Annotated in this window: 15 protein-coding genes and 1 tRNA gene; 11 read left to right on the top strand and 5 right to left on the bottom strand. The window is 68.0% G+C overall.

All coding sequences use genetic code 11. The features are described from left to right. The first annotated feature begins 199 nt into the window (after positions 1–199). The 5 genes from WI697_RS15505 (at position 200) to WI697_RS15485 (ending at position 5,036) form a co-directional block, all read left to right on the top strand. Positions 200–1,447: a lipoprotein-releasing ABC transporter permease subunit gene (locus WI697_RS15505; RefSeq protein WP_062761401.1), complete on the top strand. Its 1,248-nt coding sequence runs from the start codon at positions 200–202 to the stop codon at positions 1,445–1,447. Beyond that, positions 1,440–2,123 (top strand): ABC transporter ATP-binding protein, encoded by a 684-nt coding sequence (locus tag WI697_RS15500; RefSeq protein WP_062761400.1) that lies wholly within the window; start codon positions 1,440–1,442, stop codon positions 2,121–2,123. The genes WI697_RS15505 and WI697_RS15500 overlap by 8 nt, the downstream gene beginning before the upstream one ends. 46 nt (positions 2,124–2,169) lie before the next feature. Then, entirely contained in the window at positions 2,170–2,799 is a 630-nt protein-coding gene (locus tag WI697_RS15495; RefSeq protein ID WP_345959068.1) for a gamma carbonic anhydrase family protein, read from the top strand. A gap of 137 nt (positions 2,800–2,936) precedes the next feature. After that, entirely contained in the window at positions 2,937–3,986 is a 1,050-nt protein-coding gene (locus tag WI697_RS15490) for a YeiH family protein (RefSeq protein ID WP_062761398.1), read from the top strand. A gap of 171 nt (positions 3,987–4,157) precedes the next feature. Then, positions 4,158–5,036 (top strand): LysR family transcriptional regulator, encoded by an 879-nt coding sequence (locus WI697_RS15485; protein ID WP_345959067.1) that lies wholly within the window; start codon positions 4,158–4,160, stop codon positions 5,034–5,036. A gap of 60 nt (positions 5,037–5,096) precedes the next feature. Here WI697_RS15485 and WI697_RS15480 read toward each other — a convergent pair whose 3' ends face one another. Beyond that, on the bottom strand, positions 5,097–6,899 hold the full coding sequence (locus tag WI697_RS15480; RefSeq protein ID WP_345959066.1) for a PHA/PHB synthase family protein: 1,803 nt from the start codon (positions 6,897–6,899) through the stop codon (positions 5,097–5,099). Positions 6,900–7,049: 150 nt separating this feature from the next. On the opposite strand from WI697_RS15480, the gene WI697_RS15475 reads away from it, so the two are divergent. From WI697_RS15475 to recJ, 5 genes are all read left to right on the top strand, one after another. Continuing rightward, the gene (locus tag WI697_RS15475) at positions 7,050–7,625 is read left to right on the top strand and encodes a hypothetical protein (protein ID WP_197465013.1); all 576 of its coding nucleotides are present in this window, start codon (positions 7,050–7,052) and stop codon (positions 7,623–7,625) included. 172 nt (positions 7,626–7,797) lie between these two features. After that, the gene (locus WI697_RS15470; protein ID WP_014745460.1) at positions 7,798–9,024 is read left to right on the top strand and encodes an LL-diaminopimelate aminotransferase; all 1,227 of its coding nucleotides are present in this window, start codon (positions 7,798–7,800) and stop codon (positions 9,022–9,024) included. Beyond that, on the top strand, positions 9,021–10,364 hold the full coding sequence (locus WI697_RS15465; protein WP_345959065.1) for a homoserine dehydrogenase: 1,344 nt from the start codon (positions 9,021–9,023) through the stop codon (positions 10,362–10,364). Before WI697_RS15470 ends, WI697_RS15465 begins: the two co-directional genes overlap by 4 nt. Before the next feature lie 261 nt (positions 10,365–10,625). Then, the gene (gene glpX, locus WI697_RS15460) at positions 10,626–11,603 is read left to right on the top strand and encodes a class II fructose-bisphosphatase (protein ID WP_345959064.1); all 978 of its coding nucleotides are present in this window, start codon (positions 10,626–10,628) and stop codon (positions 11,601–11,603) included. 54 nt (positions 11,604–11,657) lie between these two features. Next, entirely contained in the window at positions 11,658–13,448 is a 1,791-nt protein-coding gene (gene recJ, locus WI697_RS15455; RefSeq protein WP_345959063.1) for a single-stranded-DNA-specific exonuclease RecJ, read from the top strand. Between the two features lie 15 nt (positions 13,449–13,463). Here recJ and WI697_RS15450 read toward each other — a convergent pair whose 3' ends face one another. Genes WI697_RS15450 through WI697_RS15440 form a run of 3 tightly spaced genes read right to left on the bottom strand, consistent with a single transcriptional unit; the run spans position 13,464 to position 16,173 of the window. Further along, the gene (locus tag WI697_RS15450; RefSeq protein ID WP_345959062.1) at positions 13,464–14,252 is read right to left on the bottom strand and encodes an ABC transporter ATP-binding protein; all 789 of its coding nucleotides are present in this window, start codon (positions 14,250–14,252) and stop codon (positions 13,464–13,466) included. After that, positions 14,246–15,256, bottom strand: a complete 1,011-nt coding sequence (locus WI697_RS15445) for a FecCD family ABC transporter permease (RefSeq protein ID WP_345959060.1) — start codon at positions 15,254–15,256, stop codon at positions 14,246–14,248. The genes WI697_RS15450 and WI697_RS15445 overlap by 7 nt, the downstream gene beginning before the upstream one ends. Beyond that, positions 15,253–16,173, bottom strand: coding sequence for an ABC transporter substrate-binding protein (locus WI697_RS15440; RefSeq protein WP_345959059.1), 921 nt, complete (start codon positions 16,171–16,173; stop codon positions 15,253–15,255). The genes WI697_RS15445 and WI697_RS15440 overlap by 4 nt, the downstream gene beginning before the upstream one ends. A gap of 208 nt (positions 16,174–16,381) precedes the next feature. Between WI697_RS15440 and WI697_RS15435 the strand changes: the two genes are divergently transcribed. Beyond that, positions 16,382–16,456, top strand: a tRNA-Glu gene (locus tag WI697_RS15435). A 174-nt stretch (positions 16,457–16,630) separates the two neighbouring features. Here WI697_RS15435 and WI697_RS15430 read toward each other — a convergent pair. Beyond that, positions 16,631–17,146 (bottom strand): hypothetical protein, encoded by a 516-nt coding sequence (locus tag WI697_RS15430; protein ID WP_345959058.1) that lies wholly within the window; start codon positions 17,144–17,146, stop codon positions 16,631–16,633. Positions 17,147–17,364 lie beyond the last annotated feature (218 nt).

Genomic DNA, 17,364 nt, shown 5'->3' with positions numbered 1-17,364 from the left:
AGGATCCTGTGGCATCGTCACCCGCTCCGCTCGCAGGGGATCCCGGGATCATGGACCGGTTTCCGGCCCCGATCCCGTGACGATGTCGTGATCCGCTCTGCATGACGGGGCATTTGGTTGCACCATGGCCGGGCTGTGCCTAAAGTCGGCCCGCACGCATCCTCCCCATCCCCTCGATCCTCTGGCCAACGGAACCCGCATGTTCAGGACAGTCGAGCGTCTTCTCGCCTTCCGCTATCTCAGAGCCCGGCGGAAGGAAGGGTTCATCTCGGTCATCGCCGGCTTTTCGCTTCTGGGCATTGCGCTCGGCGTGGGCACGCTGATCGTGGTGCTGGCGGTGATGAAGGGATTCCGCGACCAGCTGGTCGACCGGATCCTGGGCCTCAACGGTCATATGACCGTGTTCAGTGCCTCGGGGCGCGGCATCCAGGATTATGGCGGAATCGCCGCCGACCTGGAAAAGGCCCAGGTGGTCGTCCGCGCCCTGCCGATGGTCGAAGGCCAGGTGCTGGCGAGCGGGCCCGACGATGCCCGCGGCGCGCTGGTCCGCGGCTTCACCCGCGAAAGCCTTGAGCGCAAGACCCTGATCGCGAACAATATCCGCGCCGGCAGTCTGGACGATTTCCAGGGCAAGGGCGTGCTGATCGGCACCCGCATGGCCCAGCGCCTGGGGCTCCGGCTCGGCGACGAACTGAACCTGATCTCGCCACGCACCGTGGCGACGCCGTTCGGCGGCATGCCCCGGCAGGTGAGTTTTCCGGTGGTCGGCCTGTTTGAAGTGGGCATGTTCGAATTCGACAGCTCGCTGGTCTTCATGCCCTTCGATACCGCCCAGGCCTTCTTCCAGACCGGTGATGCGGCGACCGCGATCGAGGTGGACGTCACCGACCCGCAGAACGTCAAGGCGATCCGCGGCGAGATCGGGTCGATCATCGCCGATCGCGGCGTGGTGCTGACCGACTGGCAGCAGACCAATTCGACGCTGGTGGGCGCGCTCGACGTCGAGCGCAATGTGATGTTCCTGATCCTGACCCTGATCATTCTGATCGCTGCCTTCAACATCATCTCGGGCATGGTGATGCTGGTGAAGGACAAGTCGCGGGACATCGCCATCCTGCGCACCATGGGGGCCACACGGGGCATGATCCTCAGGATCTTCATGATGACCGGCGCCTCGATCGGCATCGTCGGCACCTTCATCGGCTTCGTGCTGGGGCTTGCCTTCGCCACCAATATCGAAAGCATCCGCCAGGCGCTGCAGGCCCTGACCGGCACGCAGCTGTTTTCGGCCGAGATCTACTTCCTGTCGAAACTGCCGGCGGATGTGGTCTGGTCGGATGTGGTGAGCGTGGTCGGCCTGTCGCTGGTGCTGTCTTTCCTGGCGACGCTTTATCCGGCGTGGCGCGCTGCCCGCCTCGATCCCGTGGAGGCGCTGCGCTATGAGTGAGCCGGTCCTGATCCTGGAACGCCTGGTCCGCCGTTTCGAACAGGGCGGCCAGGTGCTGGAGGTGCTGCGCGGCATCGATTTCCGCCTGCATCCGGGCGAGATGGTCGGTCTGATCGGCCCCTCGGGTGCCGGCAAGTCGACCCTGCTGCACGCTGCCGGCCTGCTGGAGCGGCCCGATGGCGGCCGGGTGGTGATCGACGGCACCGATGCCGGCCGTGCCGATGACGGGGTGCGCACCCGGCTGCGCCGCGCGACCATCGGCTTCGTCTATCAGTTCCATCACCTGCTGCCCGAATTCTCGGCGATCGAGAATGTGATGATGCCGCAGCTGCTGGCGGGGCAGGGGCGGTCCAGGGCCCGTGCCCGCGCGGCCGAGCTGCTGGAGCTGATGGGGCTGTCTGCCCGCGCCGATCATCGCCCGGCGCGGCTGTCGGGCGGCGAGCAGCAGCGGGTGGCGATCGCCCGCGCGCTGGCCAACCGGCCCCGGCTGCTGCTGGCCGACGAGCCGACCGGCAATCTGGATCCCGAAACGGCGGAACGGGTGTTCGGCCTGCTGGTTTCCGCGGCACGGGATCAGGGCGTGGCGGCGCTGATCGCCACCCACAATCCCGAACTCGCCGCCCGCATGGACCGTCGGGTGCGGCTGGATCAGGGGCGGCTGGATCACGTCGCCTGAGGGCGATTCGCCAGCCTTTTCAGAAGAAGAACAAGGGACTGACGTCATGTCTTCGACCGAACTCACCATCACGCCGCCGGCCGATCCGGTGCCGTCGGCGGAACTTGCCGCGCGCTTCCCCGGCGCGATCATCCTGCCCTTCGACGGCATCTGGCCGAAGATCGACGCCAGTTGTTACGTGGCGCCGGGTGCGGTGGTGGTGGGCCAGGTGGAGATCGGGCCCGAGAGCAGCATCTGGTATGGCTGCGTGCTGCGCGGCGATGTGAACCATATCCATATCGGCCGCGGCACCAATCTTCAGGACGGCACCATCGTCCATGTCAGCCGTCTGGCGCATCCGACGCTGATCGGCGACGACGTCACCATCGGCCATCGCGCGATGATCCATGCCTGCACCCTGATGAGCGGCGCCTTCGTGGGGATGAGCGCCACCGTGCTGGACGGCGCCGTGGTCGAAGGGGGCGCCATCGTCGGCGCGGGGGCACTGGTCGGCAATGACAAGCGGGTCGCGACCGGCGAGCTCTGGGGCGGCGTACCGGCCAAGAAGCTGCGCGATCTGGGCGAGGAGGGCATGCCCCGGCTTGCCGCCACGGCCCGTCATTATTCGGGGCTTGCCGCCAGCCACCAGGAGATCGCCCGCGAGGTGCTCGGCGCCGCCGTGGTGCCGGTATCCTGATCATTCGGTAAAATCGATCAGAACAAGCTATATAATTCATTGGAGCGAACGGTCGCCAACGGTCATCTTTCGGTCATGAACCACACCCCGGGAGGTGCAAAAATCACCCCCGGGCAGGACGGACCGGAGATCACGCCATGGCGAGCCTTCCCACCACTGAAACCGCAGGAGCCCTGCCACGGCTTGCAGCGAAACTGCCGGGGCTGGCGCTGGCCGGCGTGATCGGCGGCGCGGCGATCCTGATGGTTCGCGCCTCGGGCATGCAGGCGGTGAGCCCGGTGCTGGTCGCGATCGGACTGGGGCTTGTCCTGCGGGCGGTGATCGGTCGGGCGCCTGCCGTGGCGGCCCCCGGTCTGGCGGTCGCCTCCAAGCCGCTGATGCGCCTTGGCGTGGCGCTGCTCGGGCTGCAGGTCACCGCCGGCGACATTCTGGGGCTTGGCCTCGATGGCATTCTGGCCGCGCTGGCGGCCCTGGGCGTGACCCTGTCGCTGGCCCGGCCGCTGGGCCGGCTGGTCGGGGTGGAGCCGCGACTGGCCACGGTGATCGGCGGCGGCACCGCGATCTGCGGTGCCTCGGCTGCGGCGGCCGTGGGCTCGGCCGTGCGGGCCCGCGATGACGAGATCGCCTATGCGGTGGGCGTGGTCACGCTGTTCGGAACGGCGGTGATGGCCCTCTGGCCGCTGCTGGGCACCGCGCTCGGCCTCGACGATCGCTCCTACGGCCTCTGGATCGGTGCCTCGGTGCACGAGGTGGCGCAGGTGGTGGCGGCCGGCTTCCAGCACGGCACGGCGGCCGGTGAGGTGTCGGTGATTGCCAAGCTCGCCCGTGTCGCCATGCTCGCCCCGGTGGTCGGCCTGCTGGTCTGGGCGGCGGACCGTGCCGCCCGCCGCGGTGACCATGCGATCGAGGATGCCGAGGCAGCCGCGGCCAAGGTGCCGGTTCCCTGGTTCGCGGTCGGCTTCGTGGTGCTTGCCGGGCTGAACAGCCTGGGGGTGGTGCCGGAAGAGGTTCGCCATGTCTCTGCGGCGGCGACCCCGATCATGCTGACGGTGGCGCTGGCGGCGATCGGCTTCGGCACCGATCTCGGCAAGGTGAAGGCCCGCGGCATCCGCCCGGTGATCCTGGGCCTGATGCTCACCCTGGTGGTCGGCGCCGTGCCGCTGGCCGTGGTCTCGGTGCTCGGCTGATCCGGCGGGCCATCCTATGTCGAAGCCGTTGCCCCAGGATGCGGCGTGGCGGCATGATGTCCGGATGACCCCGCCCGATGTTTCCAGATCCGATCTGATGACGGCGCCCCTGCGGGCGCCGCTCTTGCGTCCGGCGCCGATACCCTTTCATGGCCGGATGACGGCGGCATCATGACCCTGGAACAGCTCAGAATCTTCGTCGCGGTCGCCGAGCATGCCCATGTGACCCGGGCTGCGCGGGCGCTGAACCTGACCCAGTCGACGGTTTCTGCGGCGATTGCGGCGCTGGAGGCCCGTCACGGGGTGGCGTTGTTCCACCGGGTCGGGCGCGGCATCGAACTGGCGGAGACCGGCCGGATCTTCCTGGAAGAGGCCCGCGCAGTGCTGGCCCGGGCTGCGGCTGCCGAACAGGCACTGGCGGATCTTGCCGGCAATCCGCGGGGCCGGCTGCGCATTCACGCCAGCCAGACGGTCGCCAATTACTGGCTGCCCACGCGGCTGATCGGCTTCATGGCCGATTTCCCGGCGGTCACCGTCGAGATCGCAATCGGCAACACCGCCGAGGTCGCGGCGGCGGTCAGGGCCGGAACCGCCGATCTGGGCTTCGTCGAGGGACCGGTCGAGGATCCGTCGCTGTCGGAACGGCTTCTGCCCGGCGACCGGCTGATGCTGGTGGTGGGGGCAGGCCATCCCTGGGCGGCGCTGCCCCATGTGGCCCCCGGCCAGCTGGCGGAAACCCCCTGGGTGCTGCGCGAACGCGGGTCCGGCACTCGTGCCGAGTTCGAGGGGGCGCTCGCCGGCCTGGGCGTGGATCCCGACACCCTGAATGTGGTGCTGGAGCTGCCCTCGAACGAATCGGTGCGGGCAGCGGTGGAGGCCGGGGCGGGGGCGACCGCGCTCTCCGCTCTGGTGGTCGCGGGCGGGCTGGCGCTGGGAAGCCTGCGCAGCCCCGTACTCGACCTGCCGCAGCGGGCCTTTCACCTGCTGTTGCATCGCGAGCGCTATCTGGGGCGGGCGGCCAGGGCCTTTCTGGAGACCGTCACCGCCTGAAACCGAACCGGCGGTTCCTCCCTGGGGAGAAACCGCCGGGATCTTCGTCAGAGGCTCTGGTCAGTCACGCATCTTCACATAGCTGCCGGGGGCGTCCTCGATCACCCCCAGAACCTCGCCCGGGGTCCGGGCCGGCACCTGCGCGCCGCCCAGGCGCTTGATCCATTTCGCCCAGTCGACCCACCACGAGCCGGCATGTTTCTCGGCGCCGGCAAACCAGGCCTCCGGATCGGCAGGCAGATCCTTGTTGGTCCAGTAGTTGTACTTGTTGGCCGCCGGCGGGTTGATCACGCCGGCGATATGGCCCGAGGCGCCCAGCACGAAGCGGGTGTTGCCCGAATAGAGCTGGGTGGCGCGATAGGTCGATTTCCACGGCGCGATATGGTCCTGCTGCGCCGACAGGATGTAGACCGGGATGTCGATCTGCCTGAGGTCGATGGGCACGCCGCGCATGGTGATGCCGCCCGGCTCCACCAGCTTGTTCTCGCGGTACATATGCCGCAGATAAAAGCTGTGCATCGCCGCCGGCATGCGGGTGGCGTCGCTGTTCCAGTAGAGCAGGTCGAAGGGGAAGGGATCCTTGCCCAGAAGATAGTTGTTGACCACGAAGCTCCAGATCAGGTCGTTGGACCGGAGCATGTTGAACGCGGTCGCCATCTTCCGGCCTTCGAGATAACCCTTCTTCGACATGACCTTTTCCAGGTTGCCGATCTGAGTTTCGTCGACGAAGACCTTGATGTCGCCGGCATCACGGAAGTCGGTGAGGGTGGTGAAGAAGGTGGCGCTCTTGACCCGCTTGTCGCCCTGCGCCTTCAGATAGGACAGCGTGGTGGCGAGCAGCGTGCCGCCGATGCAGTAGCCGATGACGTTGACCTCGGCCACGCCGCTTTCTTCGGTCACCTTGTCGAGGGCGGTGATCAGACCTTCCACCATGTAGTCTTCGAAGGTCTTCTTCGCCATCTCCTCGTCAGGGTTCACCCACGAGACCACGAAGACGGTGTGGCCCTGTTCGACCGCAAAGCGGATGAACGAGTTCTTGGGCTGAAGGTCGAGGATGTAGAACTTGTTGATCCATGGCGGCACGATCAGCAGCGGCCGCTTGTGCACGGTCTCGGTGGTGGGCGTGTATTGCAGGATCTGCATCAGCCCGTTCTGGAACACCACCTTGCCCGGTGCGGTCGCGACGTTGCGGCCCAGCTCGAAAGCCTTCTCGTCGGTCATGGAGATGCGCAGCTCACCGCCGCCCTTCTCCATGTCGCGGATCATGTTGTTGAGACCGCGGACCAGATTCTCGCCCTTGCTCTCGATCGTCGCCCGCAGCACTTCGGGGTTGGTGGTGACGAAATTCGACGGCGCCATCGCATCGACGAACTGACGGGTGTAGAAGTCGATCTTGCGGGCTTCGTCGGGGTCCATGCCCTGAACACCGTGCACGGTGTTCAGAATCCAGCGGGCGGTGAGCAGGTAGGACTGCTTGATGAAGTCGAAGAGCTGGTTCTCGCTCCAGTCCTTGTCCTTGAACCGCTTGTCGGACGGCTCGGGTGCAATGACCGGCTTCGCCTCGCCACCGGCCATGCGGCTGGCGGTGGACTGCCAGAGATTGAGATAATCCTGCCAGAGCGCAGCCTGGGCCTCGACCAGACGGGCCGGGTTCTCCATCATGCGCTCGGTGAGATGGGTGAAAGCGGTGGTGAGGTTCAGGGGATCGGCGGGAGCGGACGTGTCCAGGCCTTCGTTCCGCGACAGAAAATCGCGGATGATCTGCTGGCTGCGCTCGGCAACCTCGCGCATGTTGCGTGCGAAGGCGTCGGCGTCGTCACGGCTGCCGGTGCTGCTTCCCCGGTCGGCTCCTTGCTCGGCCATCCTTACGTCCCTTATAGTTGCGCCGCCACAGTCGGCGATCGGTGGTACTGCGAGGTCGAGGTGAAGGCCATGATACGGGTGCAGGCGGCGGGGCTCAACGCTGCCTCGGTGGGGATGCGACGGAATTTCGCGGGACGCGCGGGCGGCGGCATGGCCGTGGCCGTCGTGTTCGCGCTCGCCCTCGGCGCCTGTGCCGAAGGGCCCGGCGCCGGCACCGATCCCGATATCCGGGCTGCCCGCGCGGAATTTGCGGCGGCCCCGTTCCCGACCCTGAATTCGGTGCCCGAGAAGGCGCCGCCGGTGACCCCGCTTGCCGAACGGGCCGAAATCCGCCAGGGCCTGGCGAGTGACCAGGCCCGCGCCGGCCAGGCGATTGCCGAGGCTGCGGCCGCCGCTGCTGCGGCGGCGAGCCGCCCCGAGGCGCCGCGGCCCGGGCTTTCGGTGGGCCGGATCGGTTTCGCCCCCGGCAGTGCCGCGATCGACGATGCCGCGGCGGCCGAACTGCGCGCCGCCTGGCGGATCGCCGCAGCGCGGGACGAAAGCCTGGCGCTCGTCGCCGGAACCGATCAGGGAACGGCACTGGCCACCGCGCGGCTGGAGGCCGCATCCCGTCGTCTCGCCGAGATGGGGGCGCCCGCCACCCGGATCGCGCGGATCCAGGCGCCGGCAGGCTCGATGGCCCCGGATTTTGAAATTTTCATCGCACCCACCGGGGGCATCCGCTAAAAAGCGAAAATTTTCCCCTGTAGCGGACGACGGGCGCCGTGCGGGGGCGGCGCCCCGGCGCCGACGCATCCCGCGCCCGGAGACGTTCGAACCTCCCTTGCGGGCGACGGAAGTTCCGCCACCTGCTTCACCTGGTCTCCAAGCTGCGAGACGATCGACGGGAAGTGGTCCCATGGCAGACGAATTCGCGCGGATCCGGCGGCTGCCGCCGTATGTCTTCGCCGAAGTCAACCAGATGAAGGCCCGGCTGCGCGCCGCCGGCCGCGACATCATCGATCTCGGCATGGGCAATCCCGACACCCCGACGCCGGCCCATATCGTCGACAAGCTGGTCGAGGCGGTGCGCGATCCGAAGACGCATCGCTATTCCCAGTCGCGCGGCATTCCGGGCCTCCGCCGGGCAGCGTCGAGCTATTATCGCCGCCGTTTCGGGGTCGAGATCGACCCTGAGACCGAGGTCGTGGTGACCATCGGCTCGAAAGAAGGGCTCGCCAATCTCGCCTCGGCGATCACCACGCCGGGCGACGTGATCCTGGTCCCCAATCCGAGCTATCCGATCCATCCCTACGGCTTCGTGATCGCCGGCGCCAATATCCGCCATGTGCCCCATGGCCCCGGCTATGATTTCCTGGCCGAGCTGGAATATGCCGTGCGCCACACCTCGCCCAAGCCGGTGGCGATGGTGCTGAACTATCCGGGCAATCCGACCTCCGAGGTGATCGACGTCGCCCAGTATGAAAAGCTGGTCGCCTTCGCCCGCCGCCACGAGATGTACATCCTTTCGGACCTCGCCTATGCCGAGGTCTATTTCGACGGCGTGCCGCCGCCCTCGATCCTGTCGGTGCCGGGTGCGCGCGATCTGGCGGTGGAGTTCACCAGCCTCAGCAAGACCTACAACATGGCCGGCTGGCGCGTGGGCTTTGCCGCCGGCAACCGGCGTCTCATCCAGGCGCTGGCCAAGATCAAGTCCTATCTCGACTATGGCCAGTTCACCCCGGTTCAGGTGGCGGGTGCCGCGGCGCTGAACGGTCCGCAAGACTGCGTCGAGGAGATGCGGACGCTCTATCGCGAGCGTCGCGACGTGCTGGTCGAAGGCCTGCACGGCATCGGCTGGCCGGTGCCGACGCCGAAGGCCTCGATGTTCTGCTGGGCGCCGATCCCCGACGAGTTCAAGCATCTGGGCTCGCTCGAATTTTCCAAGCTGCTGCTCGCCCGCGCCGATGTCGCGGTGTCTCCGGGCATCGGCTTCGGTGAATATGGCGACGGCTATGTCCGCATCGCCATGGTCGAGAACAAGCACCGCATCCGTCAGGCGGTGCGCAACATCAAGCGGTTCTTCAAGGAATACCGTGAAGAACAGGCCCTGAAACCTGCCGAAGCACTCGAGGAAGTCCGATGAACGCCAGTCCCCTCTCCGCCGCCTCCGGGCATGCCGTGCCGCTCCGTGTGGGTGTGGCCGGCCTCGGTACCGTGGGTGTCGGGGTCGTCGAGATCCTGCGCAACCAGGCGGCGCTGATCGCCGCCCGTGCCGGACGGCCGATCGAGGTGACCGCGGTCTCGGCGCGTGATCGCAGCCGGGATCGCGGCGTCGATCTGGGCGGCCTGGGCTGGGAGGATGACGCCGTGGCACTGGCCCGGCGCGACGACGTCGACGTGGTCGTCGAACTGATCGGCGGCGCAGAGGGGACGGCGCTGGATCTTGCCCGTGCCGCCTTCTCAGGCGGCAAGTCCTTCGTGACGGCCAACAAGGCCATGATCGCAGCCCACGGCCCCGAGCTTGCGGCAGCCGCCGAGGAAAGCGGTCTGGCGCTGGCCTTCGAGGCGGCGGTTGCCGGCGGTATTCCGATCCTGAAGGCGCTGCGCGAAGGTCTGGCCGGCAATGCGGTCGGCCGGGTTTACGGCATCCTGAACGGCACCTGCAACTACATCCTGACCGAGATGCGGACCACCGGTCGCGACTTCTCGGACGTGCTGGCCCAGGCCCAGGCGCTGGGCTATGCCGAGGCCGATCCGACCTTCGACGTCGACGGCATCGACACCGCACACAAGCTGGCGATCCTGGCGGCGCTGGCCTTCGGTGGCCGGCCCGATATCGATGCGATCCATGTCGAGGGCATCCGCCACGTCACCATCGACGACATCCGCTTTGCCGAGGAGCTGGGCTTCCGGATCAAGCTGCTGGGGGTGGCGCGGATGACCGGGCAGGGGCTTGAACAGCGGGTGCATCCCTGCATGGTGCCGCTGTCGGCGCCGATCGCCCATGTCGAAGGCGTGTTCAACGCCGTGGTCGCCGAAGGCGATGCCGTGGGCGGCACGATGTTCCAGGGTCGCGGCGCCGGCCGCGGCCCCACGGCTTCGGCGGTGGTGGCCGATCTGATCGACATTGCCCGCGGCCATGGCGGCCCGGCCTTCGCTGTGCCGGCCTTCTCGGTACCGGCTCTGGCGCTGGGTGCGCCGGCCGCGGCGCCGATCGATGCCCATGTCGGTGCCTTCTATATCCGCCTGATGGTGCTGGATCAGCCGGGCGTTCTGGCCGATGTGGCACGCGCCTTCGCCACCGAGCAGGTCTCGCTTGAAAGCCTGATCCAGCGCGGGCGCAGCGAGGTGGAGGCGGTGCCGGTGGTGCTGACCACCCATGCCACCTCCGAGGCGGCGCTGCGCCGGGCGCTCGACACCATCGCCGCCCTGCCGGCGGTGATCGAGCCGCCGCGGATGATCCGGATCGAAAACAGCCTCTGAACCAGACGACGAACGGGTGAACGGGCAGGACAGGCTGCATATCCCGCCCGTTTTCCATCCGGTTGGTGTCCATCCCCCGATTCAGCCTCTGGCGCCCGAGGCGCTTCGGGCTTAGGGTATCGCCGGAGTGGGATGACATCCGTCGTCGGCGCGACCCGGCCGCAATCTGGCTGTCCGGAACCCTGATGATTCCGGGCGGTCGTTGCGTTATTTTCCCCCGTGGGTTTCAGACCGACGCTGAACGGCTACAAGACGAGAGCGATGATCACTTACAGCATGGATCGCAACCTGGCCCTTGAGGCCGTGCGTGTCACCGAATTCGCCGCGCTGGCCTGCGCCAAGATGATCGGCAAGGGTGACGAGAAGGCCGCCGACCAGGCCGCCGTGGACGCGATGCGCCGCGCGCTGAACAGCCTCGAGATCGATGGCACGGTTGTGATCGGTGAGGGCGAGCGCGACGAAGCCCCGATGCTGTACATCGGCGAGAAGGTCGGCACCGGCAAGGGTCCGAAGGTCGATATCGCCCTCGACCCGCTGGAAGGCACCACCATCTGCGCCACCGGCGGCCCCAACGCGCTCGCGGTTCTGGCCATGGCCGAAGAGGGCAAGTTCCTGAACGCGCCCGACGTCTATATGGACAAGATCGCCGTCGGCGGCGGCCTGCCCGAGGGTGTGGTGAGCCTCGAGAACACGGTCGAAGAGAACCTGAAGAGCCTGGCCCGGGCCAAGGGCGTCGAGATTTCCGACCTGACCGCCTGCATCCTGAACCGCCCGCGCCATGCCGAGCTGATCGCCAGGGTTCGCGAAGCGGGTGTGCGCATCCAGCTGATCGGCGATGGTGACGTGGCCGGCGTGATCGCGACCGCGCGTCCCGATACCGGCATCGACATCTATATGGGCTCGGGCGGTGCGCCGGAAGGCGTGCTGGCGGCGGCGGCGCTGCGCGCCATCGGCGGCCAGATGCAGGGCAAGCTGCTGTTCCGCAATGACGACGAGCGCGGCCGTGCCCATCGCCTGGGCATCACCGACCTCAACCGGATCTACAACCTGCTGGATCTGGCCTCGGGCGACGTGATCTTCTCGGCCACCGGCGTGACCGACGGCTCGATGCTGCGCGGCGTGCATCGCGTGGGCGTGAACCACTGGTCGACCCAGAGCCTGATCATGCGGTCCAAGACCGGCACCGTCCGGGTGATCTCGGCCGAGCATAATTTCGGCCGCAAGACCGCCTTCGACTGATCCGGCCGCTCTCTCCGAGCGATCCTCCTTCTCTCCGGAGTATCGAACCTGCCCATGGACGTTCTGCTCCGTGATGCCGCGGTTCTCGGCGTCGAACGCTCGCTTGGCGGACGACGTTGGGAAACGCGGCTCGCCGATCAGCGCCTGGGATTGGCCCTTGCCCAGCGCCTGGGCCTGCCCGAGATCGTCGGGCGGGTCCTGGCCGGGCGCGGGGTCGGCCTGGACGACGCCGACGATTTCCTGAACCCCAGCCTGCGTGTCGCACTGCCCGATCCGTCGCATCTGCGCGATATGGACCGGGCCGTCGACCGTCTGGCTGCGGCGATCGCCGCCCGTGAGCCGATCGCGGTCTTCGGCGATTACGATGTCGACGGCGCCACCTCCACCGCACTCGTCACCCGGTTTCTGCGCGGGATCGGCGTGCCGGTGGTGGTCTATATTCCCGACCGGATGACCGAGGGCTATGGTCCCAACGCCGCGGCCATGACCGCGCTCGCCGCCCGTGGCGTGCGGGTGGTGGTGACGGTCGATTGCGGCACCACGGCATTCGCCGCCCTCGAGGCCGCGCGGGCCGCCCATCTCGACGTGGTGGTCGTCGATCATCATATCGGTGAGCCGGAACTGCCGGCGGCCCTTGCCGTGGTCAACCCCAACCGTTTCGACGAAACCAGCCCCCATGGCCAGATGGCCGCGGTGGGCGTGGCGTTTCTGCTGCTGGTGGGGCTGAACCGCGCCCTGCGTGACGGCGGCGTGTATGACAGGTTGGGCGTCAAGCCGCCCGATCTGATGGGACTGCTGGATCTCGTGGCGCTCGGCACCGTGTGTGACGTGGTGCCGCTGACGGGCGTCAACCGGGCCTTCGTCGCCCAGGGCATCAAGGTATTGGCCCGGCGCCGCAACACCGGGCTGGCGCGGCTGGCCGATATTGCCCGCCTGGACGAGGCACCCGAAGCCTATCATCTCGGCTATGTGCTGGGGCCGCGGATCAATGCCGGCGGCCGGGTCGGTCAGGCCGATCTGGGCGCGCGCCTTCTTGGCACCGACGATCCCGACGAGGCCACCGGCATCGCCATGGAACTCGACCGGCTGAACACCGAACGCCGCGAGATCGAGGCGGCGGTCGAGGCCGAGGCGCTCGAGGCCGCCGAACGCCAGGCCGATGCGCCCTTCATCCTGGTCGCGGGCGACGGCTGGCATCCGGGCGTGATCGGCATCGTGGCCGGGCGGATCAAGGAACGCTTCCATCGGCCGGTCTTCGTGGTCGCGGTCGACGGCACCACCGGCATCGGCAAGGGCTCCGGCCGCTCGGTGCCGGGCGTCGATCTGGGGTCCGCCGTGACGGCCGCGCGCCAGGCCGGGCTGCTGGTCAATGGCGGCGGCCATGCCATGGCGGCCGGGCTGACGGTCGAGGTGGGGCAGCTGGTCGATCTGCATGGCTTCCTGGCCGAGCGCATCGTCGCCCAGACCGGTGGCGAGCCGCCGGCCCCGCGGCTGGGCCTGGATGGTGTGCTGGCGGTCGGTGGGGCCACCACCGATCTGGTCTCGGTGCTGGAGCGTATCGGCCCCTTCGGGACCGGCAATGCCCAGCCGCGCTTCGCGCTGTCGGGCGTGCGGATCCTGAAGGCGGATGTCGTCGGCCAGGGGCATATCCGGGTGATCATGGGCGCCGAGGATGGCTCGCGGCTGAAGGGCATGGCCTTCCGTGCGGCCGACAATGCCATCGGCAGCGCGCTGCTTCAGGCGCGCGGCATGCCTTTGCATGTGGCGGGCGGTCTCAGGCGTGATCGCTGGCAGGGCCGCGACGACGTTCAGATGTTCATCGACGACGTGGCGGTCGCCCGCTGACGCCACTGTCCTGCTTCAAAGGCGCGTGGTCGGCAATGGCACCCGCCGGCCGTCGATCTCCACCCGCGTGACCGAAACGCCATAGGCGCGGGCGAGGGCGGCATCGTCGAGCGCTGTTTCGGGCGGGCCATCGGCCAGGACCCGGCCCTCGCCCAGCAGGATCGCGCGGTCGGCGAAGCGGGCGGCAAGCGCCAGATCGTGCAGAACCACCACCACGACCCGTCCCTGGGCCGCGAGGTCGCGCAGCAGCGCCATGACCTCCAGCTGATGGGCCGGGTCGAGCCCGGCCAGCGGCTCGTCGGCGAGGATGACCCGCGGCTCGCCGGCGAGCACGCGGGCGAGATGGGCGCGCATCCGCTCCCCGCCCGACAGGTGATCGATCCGCCGGTCGCGGAAACCGGTCATGCCGGTGCGGGCGAGGGCGGCTTCGACCGCCGCTGCGTCGGCGCGCGGATCCAGACTGCCGAAGGCGCCGCGATGGGGCAGGCGGCCGAGGCGGGCGAGGGCCGCGACACTCAGCGGCCAATGGCATTCCGGCTGCTGTTCCAGATAGCCCATCACCCGCGCCCGGGCACGGTCGCCCAGGCGGGCGAGCGGCTCGCCGTCCAGCCGGACCTCGCCCGTGGCCGGCGCAAGCAGCCCGGCCAGGATCGCGAGCAGGGTCGATTTGCCGGCCCCGTTCGGCCCGACCAGGGCGATGAGACCGCCGGCCGGCAAAGTGAGGGTAACCCGGTCCAGAATGGTCCGATCGCCCAGCACGGCGCGGACATCCGCAAGGTCGAGGGTCGGCATGGCGCTCACCATGAGCCACGCTCCGCCCGGGCCCGGGTCAGCAGGATGTGCAGGAAGACCGGTGCGCCGATCAGCGCGGTGGCGACGCCGACGCGGATTTCGGTACCGTCGCCGATCAGCCGGCCGGCAAGATCGGCCAGCGGCAGCAGGACCGCGCCGCCCGCCATGCTTGCCGGCACCAGCCGGCCGGGGCGATGGCCGACGAAGGGTCTGAGGGCATGGGGCACGATCAGCCCGACGAAGCCGATGCCGCCGGCAACGGCGGTGGCCGATCCGACCCCGATCGCGGTCGCCGCCACCACCTGCAGGCGCAGCCGGCCAAGGCGCACGCCCATCGAACGGGCGGTGCGCTCTCCCAGCCCCAGGGCATCGAGCCCGGCGCCGCAGCCGGTGAGCAGCAGCAGAGAGACGGCCGCAAAGGGGGCGAGCAGTCCGGCATCGGCAAGCGTGCGATCGGCAACCGATCCGATCAGCCAGTCGACCATTTCCAGCGTCGCATAGGGGCTGGGGGCGAAAGTGAGGGCAAGCGAGACGAAGGCGGTGGCGAGGGCGCCGACGCCCACGCCTGCCAGAATCAGCGACAGCCCGCCACCGCGCCCCAGCGCCAGGACCAGCGCCAGGCCGATCGCCGCGCCGGCAAGCCCCGCCGCGGCCGGTGCGGGACCGTCGAGCACGCCGGCATGGCCGAAATAGATCGCGGTCACGGCGCCCAGAGCCGCTGTAGACGAGGCGCCGAGGGTGGATGGCTCCGCCAGCGGGTTGCGGGTCAGCCCCTGAAGCGCTGCCCCGCAGGCCCCCAGCACCGCACCGATCATCATGGCGATCAGCGTGCGGGGCAGGCGCAGCTCCAGCATCACGATTTCCGACGCAGTGGACGGCGCATCGATGCCGAGCAGAACCCGGGGGTCGGGCGCGATCCAGCCCGACGGCCCATAGCCGAGCGAGGCCCAGCCCACGATCAGAGGCAGGATCGCCAGCAGGATCCAGGTCACCCGGCGGGTCGCCGTGCCGCTCATGAGGCGTCTCCTTCGGCGGCAATCGCGGGTCTGGCGGACAGCCGCCGGGCGACCGGCAGCAGGGCTTCGGCGATGTCGAGTGCGTCGGGCAGCCCGCAGACCAGAAGATTGCCCGGCACGCGGATCATCTCGGGCGCCATGTCGCCCAGCGCCGCGAGGCGGGCGAGGGCGGGATGGCGCGGCAGGCGATGGACCAGGGCCGGCGCGGCGCCGGGCATGCTCTCGATCAGGATCGCCTCGGGCCGGGCGCGGATTGCGGCTTCCAGCTCCACCCGCCAGTCACCGCCACGGCGGGCGCGGCCGGCCGGGTCGAACCGATGCTCGAGGATGTTGTCGAAACCGCCCATCACCAGCATGGCATGGGCAAGACCGCCCGGCCCGACCATGCTGCCATCGGCGCGCAGCATCAATGCGCGCGGGCGGCGGGGCAGGGTGGCGGCGCGGGCGGCAAGGTCGGCGGCATGGGCCTCCAGCCGGGCGACCTCCGCCGCGGCCCGGGCGCTCGCCGCAGGGCCCAGCAGGCGACCTGCGCGCAGCAGGCCGTCGCGGATCATGTCGACACTGGCGGCAGGACGGAAGCGTTCGACCCGTGTGCCCAGCCGTTCCAGGGCGGCCGCGGCGGCGGTGGCGCCGAACCGGCCGGCCAGCACGAGATCGGGTTCCAGAGCATGCACCGTCTCGGCCGAGGCGGCCACCTGGGGAACGGTCGCCGCACGTGCGGCCTCGACCGACAGCTTCGGGTCGCGCGACAACGGGCCGACCCCGACGATCTGGCCGGGGTCACCCAAACGCAGCAGCAGCTGATCGGTGCAGAGATTGATCGACACCACCCGCATCGGCCCCTCCGCCGCATCGGCGGATGCGGCGAGCACCAGGAGCGCCAGTACGGCGCCGGTCATGGCACGACGAAGGGACAAGATCGGGCGCGGATCCAGAGGGATGGCAAGGGCGGCGAATGGTGGCGCAAGCCCCGCCCGAGCGCAAGCCGCAGAGCGGCCCTGCACAAGCCTTGCGATCTCTCGTCGTAAAATGCTTGACGCAGCGCCCGACCCCGAATATGTGTACGCCCCGTGGACGGCGGCGGCGCCCGAAGGCACCGCGCACCGGCCACGAAAGACAGGCAATGCCCCTATCGTCTAGAGGTTAGGACACCGCTCTTTCAAGGCGGAGACACGGGTTCAATTCCCGTTGGGGGTGCCATCTTCTCGCATTCCGATGAATGCGCTTCCGCAGGCCGGTCCGGGTTCGGGCCGGCTTTTTTTGTTGTAGTGTGCAGCAGTTTGATCGAGATCGCGACGCCGCTCTTGTAAGGTGGAGGTAGGCCGAGAGACATCTAGAAGGTCTCGGCTTGCCCGAATTGTATTTCGATTGACGTCAGAGTGGGGCACCTCCGTTGTGCCAGTCGATGATGGGATAGTCGCCGAGACGAAGACGCCCATCGGCCACCCACATCGTTTTTCCGCCGATTATGCGCTGTGTCGTATCGATTCCGGACCGGATGTGGAATTTGTGTCCGTCAGAGATTGCCGCGGTGAGCTCGGATGCCCGGTCATGATCGACATAGAATGTCATCCCGGAGGTATTGCCACGGATCACATAACTCTTCTCGTTATTCGCATCTACAAGCCAATATCCGGCGATCTGATTGTAGGTCCAGGAAGGAGTCGGGGAGGCGATGGCAAGGGCGGTGCGATGATTGGCCGTATCATAGGTGGCTGAGTTCAAACGTACGTTTGACATATACTCGTAATGAATCTTTGGCCTCTGCGTGATGTTGTTCCTATCCACCACGGCGCCATCGAGTATCCATGCGCGAAATGCTGGCAAAAGATCCCAGTCAATAGAAAATATATCTCCTGTATTGATTTCCGAAGAAATATTTCCGGACAAGAAGATGGTCGAAATAGTTTCGTTCGTCTCCAGTTCGGTGTTGCCCGATATCAGCCAGCGGATGCCGGTGCTCTGATTAACCAGATACTTACCCTTTAGAGCCCGTCCGGAAGGTTATTGAATCCGGTGAATCCGTTGTGATTCTCTGCCGCGCCAGAGGAAACGGGAGCGGACAGAATGTGGACGACGGAAACCCGCCGGGTTTATGAACGGCCTGG

The sequence above is a fragment of the Tistrella mobilis genome, assembly GCF_039634785.1.
GTDB classification, from domain to species: domain Bacteria; phylum Pseudomonadota; class Alphaproteobacteria; order Tistrellales; family Tistrellaceae; genus Tistrella; species Tistrella mobilis.
The sequence above is the reverse complement of the archived record's forward strand: the minus strand, read 5'-3'. Positions and strand labels throughout refer to the sequence as shown.

Bases quoted from the DNA above. Each gene is read 5' to 3' on its own strand.
- WI697_RS15505 (WP_062761401.1), top strand. From the start codon at position 200: ATGTTCAGGACAGTCGAGCGTCTTCTCGCCTTCCGCTATCTCAGAGCC.
- WI697_RS15500 (WP_062761400.1), top strand. From the start codon at position 1,440: ATGAGTGAGCCGGTCCTGATCCTGGAACGCCTGGTCCGCCGTTTCGAA.
- WI697_RS15485 (WP_345959067.1), top strand. From the start codon at position 4,158: ATGACCCTGGAACAGCTCAGAATCTTCGTCGCGGTCGCCGAGCATGCC.
- WI697_RS15465 (WP_345959065.1), top strand. From the start codon at position 9,021: ATGAACGCCAGTCCCCTCTCCGCCGCCTCCGGGCATGCCGTGCCGCTC.
- WI697_RS15490 (WP_062761398.1), top strand. From the start codon at position 2,937: ATGGCGAGCCTTCCCACCACTGAAACCGCAGGAGCCCTGCCACGGCTT.
- WI697_RS15470 (WP_014745460.1), top strand. From the start codon at position 7,798: ATGGCAGACGAATTCGCGCGGATCCGGCGGCTGCCGCCGTATGTCTTC.
- WI697_RS15475 (WP_197465013.1), top strand. From the start codon at position 7,050: ATGGCCGTGGCCGTCGTGTTCGCGCTCGCCCTCGGCGCCTGTGCCGAA.
- glpX (WP_345959064.1), top strand. From the start codon at position 10,626: ATGATCACTTACAGCATGGATCGCAACCTGGCCCTTGAGGCCGTGCGT.
- WI697_RS15495 (WP_345959068.1), top strand. From the start codon at position 2,170: ATGTCTTCGACCGAACTCACCATCACGCCGCCGGCCGATCCGGTGCCG.
- WI697_RS15480 (WP_345959066.1), bottom strand. From the start codon at position 6,899: ATGGCCGAGCAAGGAGCCGACCGGGGAAGCAGCACCGGCAGCCGTGAC.
- recJ (WP_345959063.1), top strand. From the start codon at position 11,658: ATGGACGTTCTGCTCCGTGATGCCGCGGTTCTCGGCGTCGAACGCTCG.
- WI697_RS15445 (WP_345959060.1), bottom strand. From the start codon at position 15,256: ATGAGCGGCACGGCGACCCGCCGGGTGACCTGGATCCTGCTGGCGATC.
- WI697_RS15450 (WP_345959062.1), bottom strand. From the start codon at position 14,252: ATGGTGAGCGCCATGCCGACCCTCGACCTTGCGGATGTCCGCGCCGTG.